The sequence below is a fragment of the Cedecea neteri genome (assembly GCF_000758325.1).
In the GTDB taxonomy this organism is placed as follows: domain Bacteria; phylum Pseudomonadota; class Gammaproteobacteria; order Enterobacterales; family Enterobacteriaceae; genus Cedecea; species Cedecea neteri_B.
Genome location: NZ_CP009459.1, coordinates 802,766 through 819,846, shown reverse-complemented (window position 1 = coordinate 819,846; position 17,081 = coordinate 802,766). Strand labels below are relative to the sequence as shown.

Annotated in this window: 16 protein-coding genes; 14 read left to right on the top strand and 2 right to left on the bottom strand. The window is 56.2% G+C overall.

Translation table 11 applies throughout. The features are described from left to right. Positions 1-380: 380 nt before the first annotated feature. From livK to ugpQ, 10 genes are all read left to right on the top strand, one after another. Positions 381-1,490: a high-affinity branched-chain amino acid ABC transporter substrate-binding protein LivK gene (gene livK / locus LH86_RS03940; RefSeq protein ID WP_039298514.1), complete on the top strand. Its 1,110-nt coding sequence runs from the start codon at positions 381-383 to the stop codon at positions 1,488-1,490. Between the two features lie 170 nt (positions 1,491-1,660). Beyond that, positions 1,661-2,587 (top strand): high-affinity branched-chain amino acid ABC transporter permease LivH, encoded by a 927-nt coding sequence (gene livH / locus LH86_RS03935; protein ID WP_008457946.1) that lies wholly within the window; start codon positions 1,661-1,663, stop codon positions 2,585-2,587. Continuing rightward, on the top strand, positions 2,584-3,861 hold the full coding sequence (locus LH86_RS03930; protein ID WP_039288570.1) for a high-affinity branched-chain amino acid ABC transporter permease LivM: 1,278 nt from the start codon (positions 2,584-2,586) through the stop codon (positions 3,859-3,861). Before livH ends, LH86_RS03930 begins: the two co-directional genes overlap by 4 nt. After that, entirely contained in the window at positions 3,858-4,625 is a 768-nt protein-coding gene (gene livG / locus LH86_RS03925; RefSeq protein ID WP_039288567.1) for a high-affinity branched-chain amino acid ABC transporter ATP-binding protein LivG, read from the top strand. The genes LH86_RS03930 and livG overlap by 4 nt, the downstream gene beginning before the upstream one ends. 1 nt (position 4,626) lies before the next feature. After that, positions 4,627-5,340, top strand: a complete 714-nt coding sequence (livF, locus tag LH86_RS03920) for a high-affinity branched-chain amino acid ABC transporter ATP-binding protein LivF (RefSeq protein WP_085938903.1) — start codon at positions 4,627-4,629, stop codon at positions 5,338-5,340. 378 nt (positions 5,341-5,718) lie between these two features. Beyond that, positions 5,719-7,035, top strand: a complete 1,317-nt coding sequence (gene ugpB / locus LH86_RS03915; RefSeq protein WP_039298511.1) for a sn-glycerol-3-phosphate ABC transporter substrate-binding protein UgpB — start codon at positions 5,719-5,721, stop codon at positions 7,033-7,035. Between the two features lie 117 nt (positions 7,036-7,152). Further along, the gene (gene ugpA, locus LH86_RS03910) at positions 7,153-8,040 is read left to right on the top strand and encodes a sn-glycerol-3-phosphate ABC transporter permease UgpA (protein WP_008457934.1); all 888 of its coding nucleotides are present in this window, start codon (positions 7,153-7,155) and stop codon (positions 8,038-8,040) included. Next, positions 8,037-8,882 carry a sn-glycerol-3-phosphate ABC transporter permease UgpE gene (gene ugpE / locus LH86_RS03905; protein ID WP_039298508.1) on the top strand — a complete coding sequence of 282 codons (846 nt, stop codon included), beginning with the start codon at positions 8,037-8,039 and terminating at the stop codon, positions 8,880-8,882. The genes ugpA and ugpE overlap by 4 nt, the downstream gene beginning before the upstream one ends. 3 nt (positions 8,883-8,885) lie before the next feature. Continuing rightward, positions 8,886-9,956: a sn-glycerol-3-phosphate import ATP-binding protein UgpC gene (locus tag LH86_RS03900; protein ID WP_039298505.1), complete on the top strand. Its 1,071-nt coding sequence runs from the start codon at positions 8,886-8,888 to the stop codon at positions 9,954-9,956. After that, positions 9,953-10,693, top strand: coding sequence for a glycerophosphodiester phosphodiesterase (ugpQ, locus tag LH86_RS03895; RefSeq protein WP_039298503.1), 741 nt, complete (start codon positions 9,953-9,955; stop codon positions 10,691-10,693). The genes LH86_RS03900 and ugpQ overlap by 4 nt, the downstream gene beginning before the upstream one ends. Positions 10,694-10,697: 4 nt before the next feature. Here the strand turns inward: ugpQ and LH86_RS03890 are convergent, their stop codons facing one another. Next, positions 10,698-11,057, bottom strand: a complete 360-nt coding sequence (locus LH86_RS03890) for a DUF2756 family protein (protein WP_039298500.1) — start codon at positions 11,055-11,057, stop codon at positions 10,698-10,700. 121 nt (positions 11,058-11,178) lie between these two features. Here LH86_RS03890 and ggt point away from each other — a divergent pair, with 121 nt between their 5' ends. Next, on the top strand, positions 11,179-12,921 hold the full coding sequence (gene ggt, locus LH86_RS03885) for a gamma-glutamyltransferase (RefSeq protein WP_039298496.1): 1,743 nt from the start codon (positions 11,179-11,181) through the stop codon (positions 12,919-12,921). 95 nt (positions 12,922-13,016) lie between these two features. Here ggt and yhhY read toward each other — a convergent pair whose 3' ends face one another. Then, complete coding sequence (gene yhhY, locus LH86_RS03880) at positions 13,017-13,514, bottom strand: N-acetyltransferase (protein ID WP_039298491.1); 498 nt, start codon at positions 13,512-13,514, stop codon at positions 13,017-13,019. A 474-nt stretch (positions 13,515-13,988) separates the two neighbouring features. Here yhhY and LH86_RS03875 point away from each other — a divergent pair, with 474 nt between their 5' ends. From LH86_RS03875 to gntR, 3 genes are all read left to right on the top strand, one after another. Continuing rightward, positions 13,989-15,026: an oxidoreductase gene (locus LH86_RS03875; RefSeq protein WP_039298488.1), complete on the top strand. Its 1,038-nt coding sequence runs from the start codon at positions 13,989-13,991 to the stop codon at positions 15,024-15,026. Positions 15,027-15,149: 123 nt separating this feature from the next. After that, entirely contained in the window at positions 15,150-15,845 is a 696-nt protein-coding gene (locus LH86_RS03870; RefSeq protein ID WP_039298485.1) for a pirin family protein, read from the top strand. Positions 15,846-15,939: 94 nt separating this feature from the next. After that, entirely contained in the window at positions 15,940-16,935 is a 996-nt protein-coding gene (gene gntR / locus LH86_RS03865) for a gluconate operon transcriptional repressor GntR (protein ID WP_008457915.1), read from the top strand. Positions 16,936-17,081: the final 146 nt, after the last annotated feature.

Here is a 17,081-nt window from a genome sequence, read left to right as displayed (position 1 = left end):
GCGGGAAAACCCCGAGTGTAACCAATTTATTTGCCTCAGACGCTTTATCTTTTTTATGCCGTTCAGCAGTTGATTACTTTTTAGCGTAAAGGTAAGCCAGCCTTTAACGCGGCAGATTGAATCCTGACCAGGATAAAGCACTAAAATCCAGTGAATTGTTCGGCTCTTTGTACCGCTATTTTATGCTGATTTTGGTGCTTTTTTTTGTTTAACTATGGCGAAATACAGAATATTATCTCTACTTAATCGCCTGAAAAATAGAGAGTTTAGCCTGATAAATTGTAAATTTTACCGCTAACTCCTTAAAGGCACTGATAAAAATGGTCATTGATTATAAAAGGTACTGAGTGCTTTTTAACCAAGTTATGGGGATGGAACGAATGAAGATGAACGCGAAGACATTATTGGCCGGGCTGGTGGCGCTGGCCGTGTCTCACGCGGCAACCGCGGGTGATATTAAAGTCGCTGTTGTCGGGGCAATGTCAGGCCCGGTTGCGCAGTGGGGCGACATGGAATTTAACGGCGCTCGCCAGGCGATCAAAGACATCAACGCCAAAGGCGGGATCAAAGGCGACAAGCTGGTTGGCGTTGAATATGACGATGCCTGCGATCCAAAACAGGCCGTGGCGGTTGCCAACAAAATCGTTAACGACGGCGTGAAATACGTTATCGGCCACCTGTGCTCCTCTTCCACCCAGCCGGCTTCCGACATCTATGAAGATGAAGGCATCCTGATGATCACTCCGGGCGCGACTAACCCTGAGCTGACCCAGCGCGGCTACGGCATGATCATGCGTACCGCTGGCCTCGACTCTTCCCAGGGCCCAACGGCGTCCAAATATATTCTGGAACACGTTAAGCCGCAGCGTATCGCGATCATCCACGATAAGCAGCAGTACGGCGAAGGCCTGGCGCGTTCCGTACAGGACGGCCTGAAAAAAGGTGGCGCGAACATCGTGTTCTTCGACGGGATCACCGCTGGCGACAAAGATTTCTCCACCCTGGTGGCGCGTCTGCAAAAAGAAAATATCGACTTCGTTTACTACGGCGGTTACTACCCGGAAATGGGGCAGATCCTGCGTCAGGCACGCGCCGTTGGTCTGAAAACTCAGTTTATGGGGCCAGAAGGCGTGGGTAACGCTTCTCTGTCCAACATTGCTGGCACTGCTGGCGAAGGGATGCTGGTGACTATGCCTAAGCGCTATGACCAGGATCCGGCCAACAAAGCTATCGTTGATGAGCTGAAAGCGGCGAAGAAAGACCCGAGCGGCCCGTATGTGTGGATCACCTACGCGGCAGTTCAGTCTCTGGCCACCGCCATGGACCGCACCGGCAGCAAAGATCCTGCTGCGCTGGTGAAAGATTTAAAAGCACACGGTGCGAACACCGTGATTGGGCCGCTGAACTGGGATGAGAAAGGCGATTTGAAAGGATTTGAATTCGGTGTCTTCCAGTGGCACGCCGATGGGTCGTCCACCGTCGCCAAATAAGGCGACCACTCGTCATACTTCAAGCCGCAGGTGCGTTGGCTGCACATGCCCACCCCAGTCACATACTTATGTATGCTCCTGAGGATGAGCAAGCTTGCCGCCTTCCTGCGACTCGAATTATTTAGAGTGGGTTCAATATCCCGTCCATACGGGTTTGGAAAGGTTAAGTTATGTCCGAGCAGTTTCTCTACTTCCTGCAGCAGATGTTTAACGGCGTCACGCTGGGCAGTACCTACGCGCTGATCGCCATCGGTTACACGATGGTGTACGGCATTATTGGCATGATCAACTTTGCCCACGGCGAAGTGTATATGATCGGCAGCTACGTCTCTTTCATGATCATCGCCGCGCTAATGATGCTCGGAATTGATGTGGGCTGGATGCTGGTAGGCGCAGGCTTTATTGGCGCCATTATCATCGCCAGCGCCTACGGCTGGAGCATTGAGCGCGTCGCCTACAAGCCGGTGCGTAACTCCAAGCGCCTGATCGCCCTGATTTCCGCCATCGGGATGTCCATCTTCCTGCAAAACTACGTCAGCCTGACGGAAGGTTCGCGCGACATCGCGCTGCCAAGCCTGTTTAACGGCCAGTGGATTGTGGGGGCGAGCGATAATTTCACCGCCACCATCACCACCATGCAGCTGGTTATCTGGGTTGTGACCTTCCTGGCTATGCTGGCGCTGACGCTGTTCATCCGTTATTCCCGCATGGGCCGCGCCTGCCGTGCCTGTGCTGAAGACCTGAAAATGGCCAGCCTGCTCGGGATTAATACCGACCGCGTTATCTCGCTTACCTTCGTCATTGGTGCCGCAATGGCGGCAGTGGCTGGCGTACTGCTGGGCCAGTTCTACGGCGTCATCAACCCGTACATCGGCTTTATGGCCGGGATGAAAGCCTTTACCGCAGCGGTACTTGGCGGTATCGGCAGTATTCCTGGCGCCATGATTGGCGGCCTGATCCTCGGTGTTGCCGAAGCGCTGACTTCAGCCTACCTGAGCACGGAATATAAAGACGTCGTCTCCTTCGCGCTGCTGATTGTGGTGCTGCTGGTGATGCCTACCGGGATCCTGGGTCGTCCGGAGGTTGAGAAAGTATGAAACCGATGCATATTGTTTTTTCGCTGCTCTCCGCGGCCATGTTCTTCGTTTTAGCATCGGTATTTATGGGCGTTCAGCTTAGCCTGGACGGCACCAAACTGGTGGTGAACAGCGCGCCTTCCGTGCGCTGGGAATGGGTCTTCATCGGCACCGCTGCGGTGCTGGTGTTCCAGCTGCTGCGCCCGCTGTTCCAGAAGGGCATGAAGAAAGTGTCCGGGCCGAAGTTTGTGCTGCCGGCGCTGGATGGCTCCACGGCTAAGCAGAAGCTGTTTCTGGTGGCGCTGCTGGTTGCCGCTGTAGCGTGGCCGTTCCTGGTGTCACGCGGCACCGTGGACATTGCTACATTAACCATGATTTACATCATCCTCGGCCTGGGGCTGAACGTGGTGGTGGGGCTATCTGGCCTGCTGGTGCTGGGCTATGGCGGCTTCTACGCTATCGGCGCTTACACTTTTGCGTTGCTGAACCACTATTACGGCCTGGGCTTCTGGACCTGCCTGCCGCTGGCGGGGCTGGTGGCTGCTGCCGCGGGCTTCCTGCTTGGCTTCCCGGTGCTACGTCTGCGCGGTGACTACCTGGCGATCGTGACGCTGGGCTTCGGTGAGATCGTCCGTATCCTGCTGCTGAACAACACCGATATTACCGGCGGCCCGAACGGCATCAGCCAGATCCCAAAACCGACCTTCTTCGGCCTGGAGTTTAGCCGTACCGCCCGCGAAGGCGGCTGGGATACCTTCAGTAACTTCTTCAACGTGGCCTACGACCCAAGCGACAGGATTATTTTCCTGTACCTGGTGGCGCTGCTGTTGGTGGTGCTGTCGCTGTTCGTGATTAACCGCCTGCTGCGTATGCCGCTGGGCCGGGCCTGGGAAGCGCTGCGCGAAGATGAAATCGCCTGCCGTTCACTGGGCCTGAACCCAACCCGCATCAAGCTGACTGCGTTTACCATCAGCGCCGCGTTCGCGGGCTTTGCCGGGACGTTGTTCGCTGCACGCCAGGGCTTTGTCAGCCCGGAATCCTTCACCTTCGCCGAGTCGGCGTTTGTGCTGGCGATTGTGGTGCTGGGCGGGATGGGCTCGCAGTTCGCGGTGATTCTGGCCGCGATTCTGCTGGTGGTTTCCCGCGAGCTGATGCGTGACCTGAACGAGTACAGCATGCTGGTGCTCGGTGGCCTGATGGTGCTGATGATGATTTGGCGTCCACAAGGCTTGCTGCCGATGACGCGTCCGCATCTGAAGCTGAAGAAAGAGCAAGTGAAAGGAGAGCAGGCATGAGTCAGCCATTGTTATCCGTAAGCGGTCTGATGATGCGTTTCGGCGGCCTGCTGGCCGTCAACAATGTCTCGCTCGAGCTGCATCCACAGGAAATTGTTTCACTTATCGGCCCGAACGGTGCCGGTAAAACCACGGTGTTTAACTGCCTGACCGGTTTTTACAAGCCGACCGGCGGCACCATTTTGCTGCGCGACCAGCATCTGGAAGGCTTACCGGGCCAGCAGATTGCGCGCATGGGCGTGGTGCGTACCTTCCAGCACGTCCGCCTGTTCCGTGAAATGACGGTGATTGAGAACCTGCTGGTGGCGCAACATCAGCAGCTGAAAACCGGTATTTTCGCAGGCTTGCTGAAAACCCCTGGTTTCCGTCGCGCCCAGAGCGAAGCGCTGGACAGAGCGGCCACCTGGCTCGAACGTATCGGGCTGCTGGAACACGCTAACCGCCAGGCAAGCAACCTGGCCTATGGCGACCAGCGTCGTCTTGAAATTGCTCGCTGCATGGTGACCCAGCCGGAAATCCTGATGCTGGATGAACCTGCCGCCGGCCTTAACCCAAAAGAAACCCATGAGCTGGATGAGCTGATCATGGAACTGCGTAATCACCACAACACCACGGTGTTGCTGATTGAGCATGACATGAAGCTGGTCATGGGTATTTCTGACCGTATCTACGTGGTGAACCAGGGAACGCCGTTAGCCAACGGCACGCCGGAGCAAATCCGCAACAACCCTGATGTGATCCGCGCCTATCTGGGTGAGGCTTAAGATGGAAAATGTAATGTTGTCGTTTGACAAGGTGAGCGCCCACTACGGCAAAATCCAGGCGCTGCACGACGTCAGTCTGCATATTAAACAGGGCGAAATTGTTACGCTCATCGGCGCTAACGGCGCAGGTAAAACGACGCTGCTTGGTACGCTTTGCGGCGACCCGCGAGCGACCAGCGGCCGCATCGTGTTTGATGGCAAAGATATTACAGACTGGCACACGGCACGCATCATGCGTGAGGCCGTGGCAATTGTGCCGGAAGGGCGTCGCGTTTTCTCCCGCATGACGGTGGAAGAGAACCTGGCGATGGGCGGCTTTTTTGCCGAACGTGACCAGTTCCAGTCGCGCATTAAGCGCGTCTACGATCTGTTCCCGCGCCTGCACGAACGCCGCATCCAGCGGGCGGGCACCATGTCCGGCGGTGAGCAGCAGATGCTGGCGATAGGCCGCGCACTCATGAGCCAGCCGCGTCTGTTACTGTTAGATGAACCGTCGCTGGGTCTGGCGCCGATCATCATCCAGCAAATCTTCGACACCATCGAGCAACTGCGCAGCGAAGGGATGACCATCTTCCTCGTGGAGCAGAACGCCAACCAGGCGTTGAAGCTGGCCGACCGGGGCTACGTGCTGGAAAACGGCCACGTCGTGCTGGAAGATACCGGCGATGCGTTGCTGGCGAACGAAGCGGTGCGCAGCGCTTACTTAGGCGGCTAATAAAAGCAAAACGGCAACTTCGGTTGCCGTTTTTTGTCTGCACCCTCTCCCTGTGGGAGAGGGCTGGGGTGAGGGCATCAGGCCACTCCGTCTTTCTTGCCCCTCACCCTAACCCTCTCCCCAAAGGGGAGAGGGAACAATAAAGAGTGAGTAACCATTCCATCATTCCCTCACCGCCTGGCTGCAACGTGAATTTTTCAGGGAATACATGGGAGAAAGAAAAATATATCTCCCGTCGACAAAGAAACATTTCATTCACTCCGCTGTAACTATTCCGTCATCCAACCGTTATTTTTCTGTCATTCGAGCGTGTCATGTTACCTCGCGAGCATAAAACGCGTGATTTCGCGCATCCGGCACAACAAGAGAGATAACCGAATGACATCGTTACGACACACAGCTTTAGCGCTGACGCTTGGTCTGGCATTTGCCTCCCAGGCGATGGCCGTTACCACGATTCCTTTCTGGCATTCAATGGACGGGGAACTGGGTAAAGAAGTCGATTCTCTGGCAAACCGTTTCAATGAAACGCACCCTGATTACAAAATTGTGCCGGTTTATAAAGGCAACTACGATCAAAGCCTGGCGGCGGGTATCGCGGCATACCGTTCCGGTAACGCCCCGGCCATCCTGCAGGTATATGAAGTCGGCACCGCGACCATGATGGCTTCCAAGGCTATCAAACCGGTCTACGAAGTGTTTAAAGAAGCCGGTATCAAGTTCGACGAATCTCAGTTCGTCCCGACCGTGGCCGGGTACTACACCGACTCTAAAACGGGCCACCTGCTGTCCCAGCCTTTCAACAGCTCCACCCCGGTGCTGTATTACAACAAAGACGCTTTCAAGAAAGCCGGTCTGAACCCGGATCAGCCACCTAAAACCTGGCAGGACGTGGCGGAATACAGCGCCAAACTGCGTGCAGCGGGCATGAAGTGTGGCTACGCCAGCGGCTGGCAGGGTTGGATCCAGCTGGAGAACTTCAGCGCCTGGCACGGTCTGCCGTTTGCGACCAAAAACAACGGTTTTGACGGCACTGATGCTGTACTGGAGTTCAACAAACCTGAGCAGGTGAAACACATCGCGCTGCTGGAAGAGATGAACAAGAAGGGTGACTTCACCTACTTCGGCCGTAAAGATGAGTCCACCGAGAAGTTCTACAACGGTGACTGCGCGATCACTACCGCGTCTTCCGGCTCCCTGGCTGACATCCGTCAGTACGCGAAATTCAACTACGGCGTAGGCATGATGCCTTACGACGCAGACGTGAAAGGCGCACCACAGAACGCCATCATCGGCGGGGCAAGTCTGTGGGTTATGCAGGGCAAAGACAAGCCAACTTACACCGGCGTGGCCGAATTCATGCAGTTCCTGGCTAAGCCAGAAATCGCCGCTGAATGGCACCAGAAAACCGGCTACCTGCCAATCACCACCGCCGCTTACGAGCTGACCCGTAAAGACGGCTTCTACGACAAGAACCCGGGTGCGGACACCGCAACTCGCCAGATGCTGAACAAGCCACCGTTGCCGTTCACCAAAGGTCTGCGTCTGGGCAACATGCCGCAGATCCGTACCGTGGTTGACGAAGAGCTGGAGTCCGTCTGGACCGGTAAGAAAACACCACAGCAGGCGCTGGACGCTTCCGTTGAGCGTGGTAACCAGCTGCTGCGCCGCTTCGAGCAGTCTACCAAGTCTTAAGTTCTACCCTCGCCTTCTCCCGAAAGGGAGGGGGGAGAGTACGGCGCTCTCTGTGAAAGGAGAGCGTTGTGCTAAGGGGCAAAGCAACGCCTGTTCTAACATTAACCGAGTAACCCTATGTCATCATCTCGCCCGGTGTTCCGTTCAAGTTGGCTACCCTATGCGCTGGTTCTGCCGCAGCTGATCATCACCGTTATTTTCTTTATCTGGCCGGCGGGCGAAGCCCTCTGGTACTCGCTGCAAAACCTTGACCCGTTTGGTCTGTCCAGCCATTTCGTTGGCCTGGATAACTTCGTGCAGCTCTTCCACGATAGCTACTATCTGGACTCTTTCTATACCACCATGATCTTCAGTGGCCTGGTGGCGGGCTGCGGGCTGCTGGCTTCGCTGTTCTTCGCCGCGCTGGTGGATTATGTGGTGCGCGGCAGCCGTTTTTATCAAACGCTGATGCTGCTGCCCTATGCCGTTGCGCCCGCCATTGCCGCGGTGCTGTGGATCTTCCTGTTCAACCCAGGGCGCGGGCTGATTACCCACACGCTGGAAGAGTTTGGCTACAACTGGAACCACGCGCAGAACAGCGGGCAGGCCATGTTCCTGGTCGTGTTCGCGTCCGTGTGGAAGCAGATTAGCTACAACTTCCTGTTCTTCTTTGCCGCTCTGCAGTCGATTCCACGTTCGCTGGTGGAAGCCGCAGCCATTGACGGAGCTGGCCCCGTGCGCCGCTTCTTCTTTATTTCGCTGCCGCTGATTGCCCCGGTGAGCTTCTTCCTGCTGGTGGTGAACCTGGTGTATGCCTTCTTCGACACCTTCCCTGTGATCGACGCGGCAACTGGCGGTGGCCCGGTGCAGGCAACCACCACGCTTATCTACAAGATTTATCGCGAAGGCTTTACCGGGCTGGATCTCTCTTCCTCGGCGGCGCAATCGGTGGTGCTGATGCTGCTGGTGATTGTCCTGACGGTGGTTCAGTTCCGCTTCGTTGAACGTAAGGTGCGCTACCAATGATTGAGAACCGTCGCGGGCTGACTATTTTCAGCCACACCATGCTGATTCTGGGCATCATCGTCATTCTGTTCCCGCTGTACGTGGCCTTTGTTGCCGCGACGCTGGACAACAAAGCCGTCTTCGATACGCCGATGACGCTGATCCCCGGCACTCACCTGTGGGAAAACATCAGCTATATCTGGACCAACGGCGTGGCGGTCAACAGCGCTCCGTTCGGCCGGATGCTGTTTAACAGCACGGTGATGGCGCTGGTGATCACCATCGGCAAAATCGCCGTGTCGATGTTGTCGGCCTTCGCTATCGTCTGGTTCCGCTTTCCGCTGCGTAACCTGTTCTTCTGGATGATTTTTATCACCCTTATGCTGCCGGTCGAAGTGCGTATTTTCCCGACGGTTGAGGTTATCTCTAACCTGAAAATGCTCGACAGCTACACCGGCCTGACGCTGCCGCTGATGGCGTCGGCCACGGCCACGTTCCTGTTTCGCCAGTTTTTCATGACGCTGCCAGACGAGCTGATGGAAGCGGCCCGCATCGACGGCGCCTCGCCGATGCGCTTTTTCTTTGACATCGTGCTGCCGTTGTCCAAAACCAACCTGGCGGCGCTGTTCGTGATCACCTTTATCTATGGCTGGAACCAGTATCTCTGGCCGCTGCTGATTATCACCGACGCCAATTTGGGCACCGCCGTGGCGGGCATCAAAAGCATGATTGCCAGCGGTGATGGCGTGACGCAGTGGAACCAGGTGATGGCAGCGATGCTGCTGACGCTCGTCCCACCGGTTGTTATTGTTTTAGTTATGCAGCGCGCCTTCGTGCGCGGTCTGGTTGATAGTGAGAAATAGCCCATGGCTGGTTTAAAATTACAGGCAGTAACCAAGAGCTGGGACGGTAAAACCCAGGTGATTCAGCCGCTGACCGTGGACGTTGCGGACGGTGAGTTCATCGTGATGGTCGGGCCTTCTGGCTGCGGGAAATCTACGCTGCTGCGTATGGTCGCCGGGCTGGAACAGGTGACCAGCGGGGATATCTGGATCGACAGCCAGCGCGTCACCGACATGGAACCCAAAGAGCGTGGTATCGCCATGGTGTTCCAGAACTATGCGCTTTATCCGCACATGACCGTGGAAGAGAACATGGCCTGGGGCCTGAAGATTCGCGGCCTGGGCAAAGAACAAATCCGCCAGAAGGTGCTGGAAGCCGCCCGTATTCTGGAGCTGGACGCACTGTTAACCCGCCGCCCGCGCGAACTGTCCGGCGGCCAGCGCCAGCGTGTTGCTATGGGCCGCGCCATCGTGCGCGATCCGGCGGTATTCTTGTTCGACGAACCGCTGTCTAACCTCGATGCCAAGCTGCGTGTGCAGATGCGTCTTGAGCTTCAGCAGCTTCATCGCCGCCTGAAAACGACCAGCCTGTACGTAACGCACGACCAGGTTGAGGCCATGACTCTCGCCCAGCGCGTGATGGTGATGAACAAAGGCGTGGCGGAGCAGATTGGCACGCCAGTCGAGGTTTACGAGCGCCCGGCGAGCCGCTTTGTGGCAAGCTTTATTGGCTCTCCGGCGATGAACCTGCTGGATGGCAACATCAGCATCGACGGCTCACGCTTTGAGCTGGACGGCGGCGATGCGCTGCCGACCGGTAGCCAGCGCCTGCAGTGGGTTGGCCGCCCGATGACGCTGGGTATCCGCCCGGAACATATTACGCTAAGCTCACAGGCTGCAGGTGGCATCCCGATTGTGGTGGAAACCCTTGAAATGCTGGGGGCCGATAACCTGGTCCACGGCCGCTGGGGCGGCCAAAAAGTGGTGATTCGCCTTGGGCATCAGGAGCGCCCGCAGCCGGGCACCACGCTTTGGGTTCACCTGCCGGAAGAACATCTGCACTTCTTTGATGGCAAAAACGGACAACGTTTATGAGCAACTGGCCTTATCCAAAAATCGTCGCCCACCGTGGCGGCGGTAAGCTTGCGCCGGAAAACACCCTCGCGGCAATCGACGTCGGGGCGCGTTACGGCCACACCATGATTGAGTTTGATGCCAAGCTCTCGCGCGACGGGCAAATCTTCTTGCTGCATGACGACACGCTCGAGCGCACCAGCAACGGCTGGGGGATTGCCGGGGAACTGACCTGGGACAATCTGCTGAAAGTTGACGCGGGAAGCTGGTTCAGCCGTGAATATGCGGGCGAGCCGCTGCCGCTGCTTTCTCAGGTGGCTGAACGCTGTAAACAGCACGGCATGATGGCCAACATCGAGATCAAGCCAACTACCGGTCTGGAAGCCGAAACGGGCAAAGTGGTTGCGCTGGCTGCCCGTGAACTGTGGGCCGGGCAAACGGCACCGCTGCTTTCTTCCTTCGAGATTGAGGCGCTGGAAGCGGCACAGCTTGCGGCCCCTGAACTGCCTCGTGGTCTGCTGCTGGATGAATGGCGTGATGACTGGCAGGAACTGACGACCCGTTTACAGTGCGTGTCTATTCACCTGAATCATCAACTGCTTGATGAGGCCCGGGTGAAGGCATTGAAAGCTGCTGGACTCTATATTCTGGTTTATACCGTGAACGTTCCCCACCGCGCGGCCGTACTGCTGCAGTGGGGCGTCGATGCCATCTGTACCGACCGCATCGACGAGATAGGCCCGGACTTCTCCGCATAACGCCTTACGGCGTGACTGGCGGCGGCAGCGTTGAACTGTTTGGCTTCAACATGCCGCCGTTATTTCCTTTTAGCATCCCACCATTGGTGTTCGGCAGCGGGTTCATACCCGGCTGCGACTGCAGGACACGCTGCTGATTGTTGTTCAACTGCGTCTGAAGCTGTTGTTGCTGAAGCTGATTTTGCGATTGTCTCTGCTGGTTTAACATCCCCTGCTGCTGAGATTGCTGCGTTTGCATCTGCGTCAGCATCCGTTGCTGGCTCGGGTTCTGATAGCCCGGCAGGTTAGGGTTGTTGGTGGTGTTGAGCGGCTGTGCGAGCGCGGTCAGCGGCAGCAAGGCTGCCAGAAGCCATACCTTTTTCATCGTTATCTCCTCCCATCAGGGGTTGCTTAAGTTTACTCCGTTTCCTTTATCACGGTGATTATTTCGGATTTGTGAACCAGGCTTAAGCGGGGACTTTCCCCGGGTAAATGAGGATATAACGATGATAAAGCAGTGGAAAACTTTGCGCTGGGTCGCCATTCCGGCCCTGACAATCGGGCTGTGTTTGACGGTGATAGCCGCTCCTCCGCCGGTTTCTTACGGCGTGGAAATGGACGTTTACCATCCGGTGCGCGCGGAGCACGGCATGGTGGCTTCGGTGGACGCAGCGGCGACTCAGGTGGGCGTCGATATTTTAAAGCAGGGCGGTAACGCGGTGGATGCCGCGGTCGCCGTGGGTTATGCCCTTGCGGTCACGCACCCGCAGGCGGGCAATATCGGCGGCGGCGGTTTTATGATGCTGCGCACCAAAGACGGCAAAACAACCGCGATAGACTTCCGGGAAATGGCGCCGGAAAAAGCCAGCCGGGATATGTTCCTCGACGATAAAGGCAATGCGGACAGCAAGAAGTCGCTGACCTCGCATCTTGCCTCAGGTACGCCGGGCACGGTGGCAGGCTTTAGCCTGGCGCTGGAAAAGTACGGCACTATGCCGCTGAATAAAGTGGTGCAACCGGCTATCAAACTGGCGCGGGACGGCATCATTGTGAACGACGCGCTGGCGGACGACCTGAAGCAGTACGGGGCGGAAGTGATCCCTAATCACGCCAACAGCAAAGCTATCTTCTGGAAAGCGGACGGAGAGCCGCTGCAGAAAGGTGACAAACTCGTGCAGGCCAATCTGGCGAAAAGCCTGGAAATGATTGCCGAGCAGGGGCCGGATGCCTTCTACAAGGGGGCGATTGCCGACCAGATTAGCGAAGAGATGGCGAAGAACGGCGGGCTGATCAGCAAAGCTGATTTGGCCAATTACAAAGCCATTGAGCGCCAGCCCGTCAGCGGTGAATACCGGGGCTACGAAGTCTACTCCATGCCGCCGCCGTCTTCCGGCGGGATCCACATCGTGCAGATCCTCAATATTCTCGAAAACTTCGATCTGGCGAAATACGGCTTTGGCAGCGCGGACACCCTGCAAATCATGGCCGAGGCGGAAAAATACGCCTACGCCGATCGCTCGGAATACCTCGGCGATCCGGACTTTGTGAAGGTGCCGTGGCAGGCGCTGACCAGCAAGGCGTATGCGAAATCGCTGGCGGAGAAAATTGATATCAACAAGGCTCGCCCATCGAGCGAAATCAAGCCGGGTAACCTGGCGCCGTATGAAAGTAACCAGACCACGCATTTCTCCGTGGTGGATAAAGACGGTAACGCGGTGGCGGTGACTTATACGCTAAATACCACTTTCGGCACCGGGATCGTGGCCGGGAATACCGGCATCCTGATGAATAACCAGATGGATGACTTCTCCGCTAAGCCGGGCGTGCCGAACGTGTACGGGCTGGTGGGCGGGGAGGCCAACGCCGTGGGGCCGCACAAGCGTCCGTTATCTTCTATGTCGCCAACCATCGTAGTGAAAGACGGAAAAACCTGGCTGGTCACAGGCAGCCCGGGCGGGAGCCGAATTATCACCACCGTGCTACAAATGGTGGTCAACAGCATCGATTTTGGCATGAACGTGGCAGAAGCGACCAATGCGCCGCGCTTCCATCACCAGTGGCTGCCGGACGAACTGCGGGTGGAGAAAGGCTTCAGCCCGGATACGCTCAGGTTACTGACAGAGAAGGGGCAAAATGTCCAGGTGAAGGCTGCGATGGGCAGCACGCAGAGCATTATGATTGCGCCGGACGGGAAACTATATGGCGCGTCTGATCCACGTTCGGTGGATGATTTAACCGCGGGGTATTGATTGCCCCCTCACGGAGAGGGCGGCAATAAACACTACTGGCTGTGGCTTGTTTCCCCCTCTCCCTTTTAGGGAGAGGGTCGGGGTGAGGGTAAAAATCACTCCGGCTTAAAACGCGCCATAAAATACGCATCCACATACTCGCCGTCGCGCAGCGCAAAGCGCTTCCCGGTGCCTTCCACCTCGAAGCCAAATTTGCGATACACCGCCAGTGCAGACGCGTTATCGGTATACACCGTCAGCTCGATGCGCTCGATGCGCAGCCACTTATCGCACAGGCCAACCATTTCCTTAAGCAAAGCCGAAGCGATGCCTTTCCCCTGATGATCGTAATGCACGCCCATACCGAAAGTGGCGACGTGGCTACGGCGCGGAGACTGCTCCACCGTGAGCGTTAGCTGCCCCACAATCTCATCGTCGATGCATGCCACCAGATGTCGGCTCCCCGGCCGGGGATCGGTAATTCGGTCATGCCAGGCTTTTAGAGAAGGATGAGGTAGCTGTAGCGTGTCGCGGTAAAGCGCCGGATGGGCATATATTTTCTGTAAAGCTTCCGCATCGCCAGGTTCGGCGTGACGCACAACAACTGATTTCATCCTTTTCTCCTCAATGAGTTATAGAAAACCTTTTAAACATCATTGACTTTGCACAACAAGTCAACGCTATTTTTTTCAAAAAACGCTTTACAAGTGCGAATGATAATGATTATTATTGCCATGCGTTCAGGGGAGACCCCTACGGAGACATCCTGAAAGCACGACATTGCTCACATTGCTTCCAGTATTACTTTAGCCAGCCGGGTGCTGGCTTTTTTTTTGCCCTTCTTATTTGAAGCTGTAGCCGCGTTGGCTGCACTCAGTTACCCGAATCACTTACCGAAGTAAGCTCATCGGGATGCCCTCCCTTGCCGCCTTGCTTCAGCTCCAACTAATTTGGGCAAACTTTGTGCCCTTCTTATTTGAAGCCGTAGCCGCGTTGGCTACGCCCGGCCTTTAAAATAAGTCTGCGGCTATAACGTGGCGCGGCTTTGCAGTAAGGTACAGGCAGCTCAAATCAAAAAGGACAATGAAATGACTCTGCACTGTGCCTTCATCGGCTTTGGTAAAAGTACCACCCGCTATCACCTGCCGTTCGTTCTGGTTCGCAAAGACAAACTCAACGTGGCCCACATCTTCCGCCGCAGTGAAAAACCGGAGCTGGAACAACAGCCGCAGTACGCGGGCATTCACTTTACCAGCCAGCTCGATGACATTCTTAGCGACCCGCTGGTCAAACTGGTGGTGATTTGCACCCACGTTGACAGCCATTTTGAGTACGCGAAAAAAGCGCTCGAAGCGGGTAAAAACGTGCTGGTGGAAAAACCGTTCACCCCGACGCTTGCCGAAGCGCGTGAGCTGTTTGCGCTGGCAAAAGAGAAGGGCCTGGTCGTGACGCCTTACCAGAACCGTCGCTTTGACGCCTGCTTCCTGACGATGAAGAAAGCCATCGAGAGCGGCAAGCTCGGCAAGATCGTGGAAATTGAAAGTCACTTCGATATGTACCGCCCGGATGCGCCTGCGAACCCGGGTCAACCGGCGGATGGCGCGTTCTACGGCCTGGGCGTACACACCATGGACCAAATCATCTCCCTGTTTGGTCGCCCGGATCACGTTGCCTATGACATCCGCAGTCTGCGGAACAAAGCCAACCCGGACGATACCTTTGAAGCCCAGCTGTTCTACGGTGACCTGAAAGCGATCGTGAAAACCAGCCACCTGGTGAAAATCGACTACCCGAAATTTATCGTACACGGCACCAAAGGCTCGTTCGTGAAGTACGGCATTGACCAGCAGGAAACCAGCCTCAAAGCGTACATCATGCCGGGTGAGCCAGGGTTCGGGGCCGACAGCAGCGTAGCGACACTGGAATACGTAAACGAAGCCGGAGAAACGGTGTGTGAAGAGTGGAAACCAGAAGTGGGCGACTATGGCCGCGTCTATGATGCGCTGTACGACACGCTGATCGGCGGCAAGCCTAATTACGTCAGAGAAATTGAAGCTCTCACCAACCTGGAAATCCTCGAACGCGGTTTCGAACAGCCTTCTCCTGCGACAATAAGCCTCGCCTGATAGCTTTTTGACTCCTCGAACTCGTTCACTTTTTTTGAACAGAGGAGTCAATTTTCACCCTCTATGATCCTCCGTGAAATGGGTCCACACTTATCCCATCAAACGAATTGCGGAGGACATACCATGATCTACTTAAGAAAAGCACAGGACCGCGGCCATGCGAACCACGGCTGGCTGGACAGCTGGCATACCTTCTCTTTTGCCGACTATTATGACGCCAACTTTATGGGCTTCTCGGCGCTGCGGGTCATTAACGAAGACGTGATCGACGCGGGCCAGGGTTTTGGGACCCATCCGCACAAAGACATGGAAATTCTGACCTATGTGCTGGAAGGTGCGGTTGAGCACCAGGACAGCATGGGCAACAAAGAACGTGTGCCTGCGGGTGAGTTCCAGATCATGAGCGCCGGGACCGGGATCCGCCACTCAGAGTACAACGCCAGCCAGACCGAACCGCTGCGCCTGTACCAGATTTGGATCATTCCAGAAAAAACCGGGATTACGCCGCGCTACGATCAGCGCCGTTTTGATGCGCCTCAGGGTCGTCAGCTGGTGCTTTCCCCGGATGCCCGCGACGGTTCGCTGAAGGTTTACCAGGATATGGAGCTGTCCCGCTGGGCGCTGGCCAAAGATGAGCAGTCGGTTTATCAAATTCCGGCCGACCGCCGCGTTTGGATCCAGGTCGTAAAAGGCGACGTGTCCATTAACGGTACGCAGGCAAAAACCAGCGACGCGATCGCGGTCTGGGATGAGCAAGCGATTTCCGTTCATGCCAGCGAGGCGAGCGAGATCCTGCTGTTCGACCTGCCGCCGGTATAACGTTACCCGTCACAACCTGCCCCTGAAAAAGGGGCGGGTTTTCTTTTGTCCGTGCTAAACTCGGCTGTCGAAACTTCACAAGTCGCTCAGGACAATGAAAAAGAAAAGACCGGTACTACAGGATGTTGCAGATCGCGTTGGGGTGACCAAAATGACGGTCAGCCGTTTCTTACGCAACCCGGATCAGGTGTCTGCCGCACTGCAGGTAAAAATTGCCGCCGCGCTAGATGAACTGGGCTATATCCCCAACCGTGCGCCGGATATCCTTTCTAATTCAACCAGCCGGGCCATTGGCGTCCTGCTGCCTTCCCTGACCAACCAGGTGTTCGCCGAAGTGCTGCGCGGCATTGAAAACGTCATTGATGCCCACGGTTACCAGACCATGCTGGCTCACTACGGCTATAAGCCGGAGCTGGAGCAGGAACGTCTGGAATCCATGCTGTCCTGGAATATCGACGGCCTGATCCTGACCGAACGCAACCACACGCCCAGAACCCTGAAAATGATTGAAGTTGCCGGAATACCGGTGGTGGAGTTGATGGACAGCGTTTCTCCTTGCCTGGATATCGCCGTAGGTTTTGATAACTTCGAGGCGGCTCGTCAAATGACGGCCAGCATTATTGCCCGTGGCCACAAGCACGTGGCCTACCTCGGTGCGCGCCTCGACGAACGTACCCTCATCAAGCAAAAAGGCTACGAGCAGGCGATGCTCGACGCCGGACTGACGCCGTACAGCGTGATGATTGAAAACTCGTCGTCTTATTCCACCGGCATTGAACTGCTGCGCCAGGCAAAACGCGAATATCCCCAGCTCGACAGCATCTTCTGTACCAACGATGACTTAGCGATTGGTGCGGCCTTTGAATGCCAGCGCCAGGGGCTGCGTATCCCGGAAGATATGGCGATCGCCGGTTTCCACGGCCACGATATCGGGCAGGTGATGGAGCCGCGTCTGGCGAGCGTGCTGACCCCGCGAGAGCGCATGGGGCGTATCGGCGCAGAGCGTTTGCTGGCGCGTATTCGCGGTGAAATCATTACCCCGAAAATGCTGGATTTAGGCTTTACGTTGTCGCCTGGTGGCTCGATCTAGGCCAAATTTTTTATTTGATGTAGCTCACACTTATACACTTTGCAAGCTAATGGTTATTGCTTATTGCTCAGCCAGACCGGAAAATGTTATCGGTAACAGTTACCCGTAACAAAACCAGGCGCATTGCTTTGTGTCAGAGTCGGAGC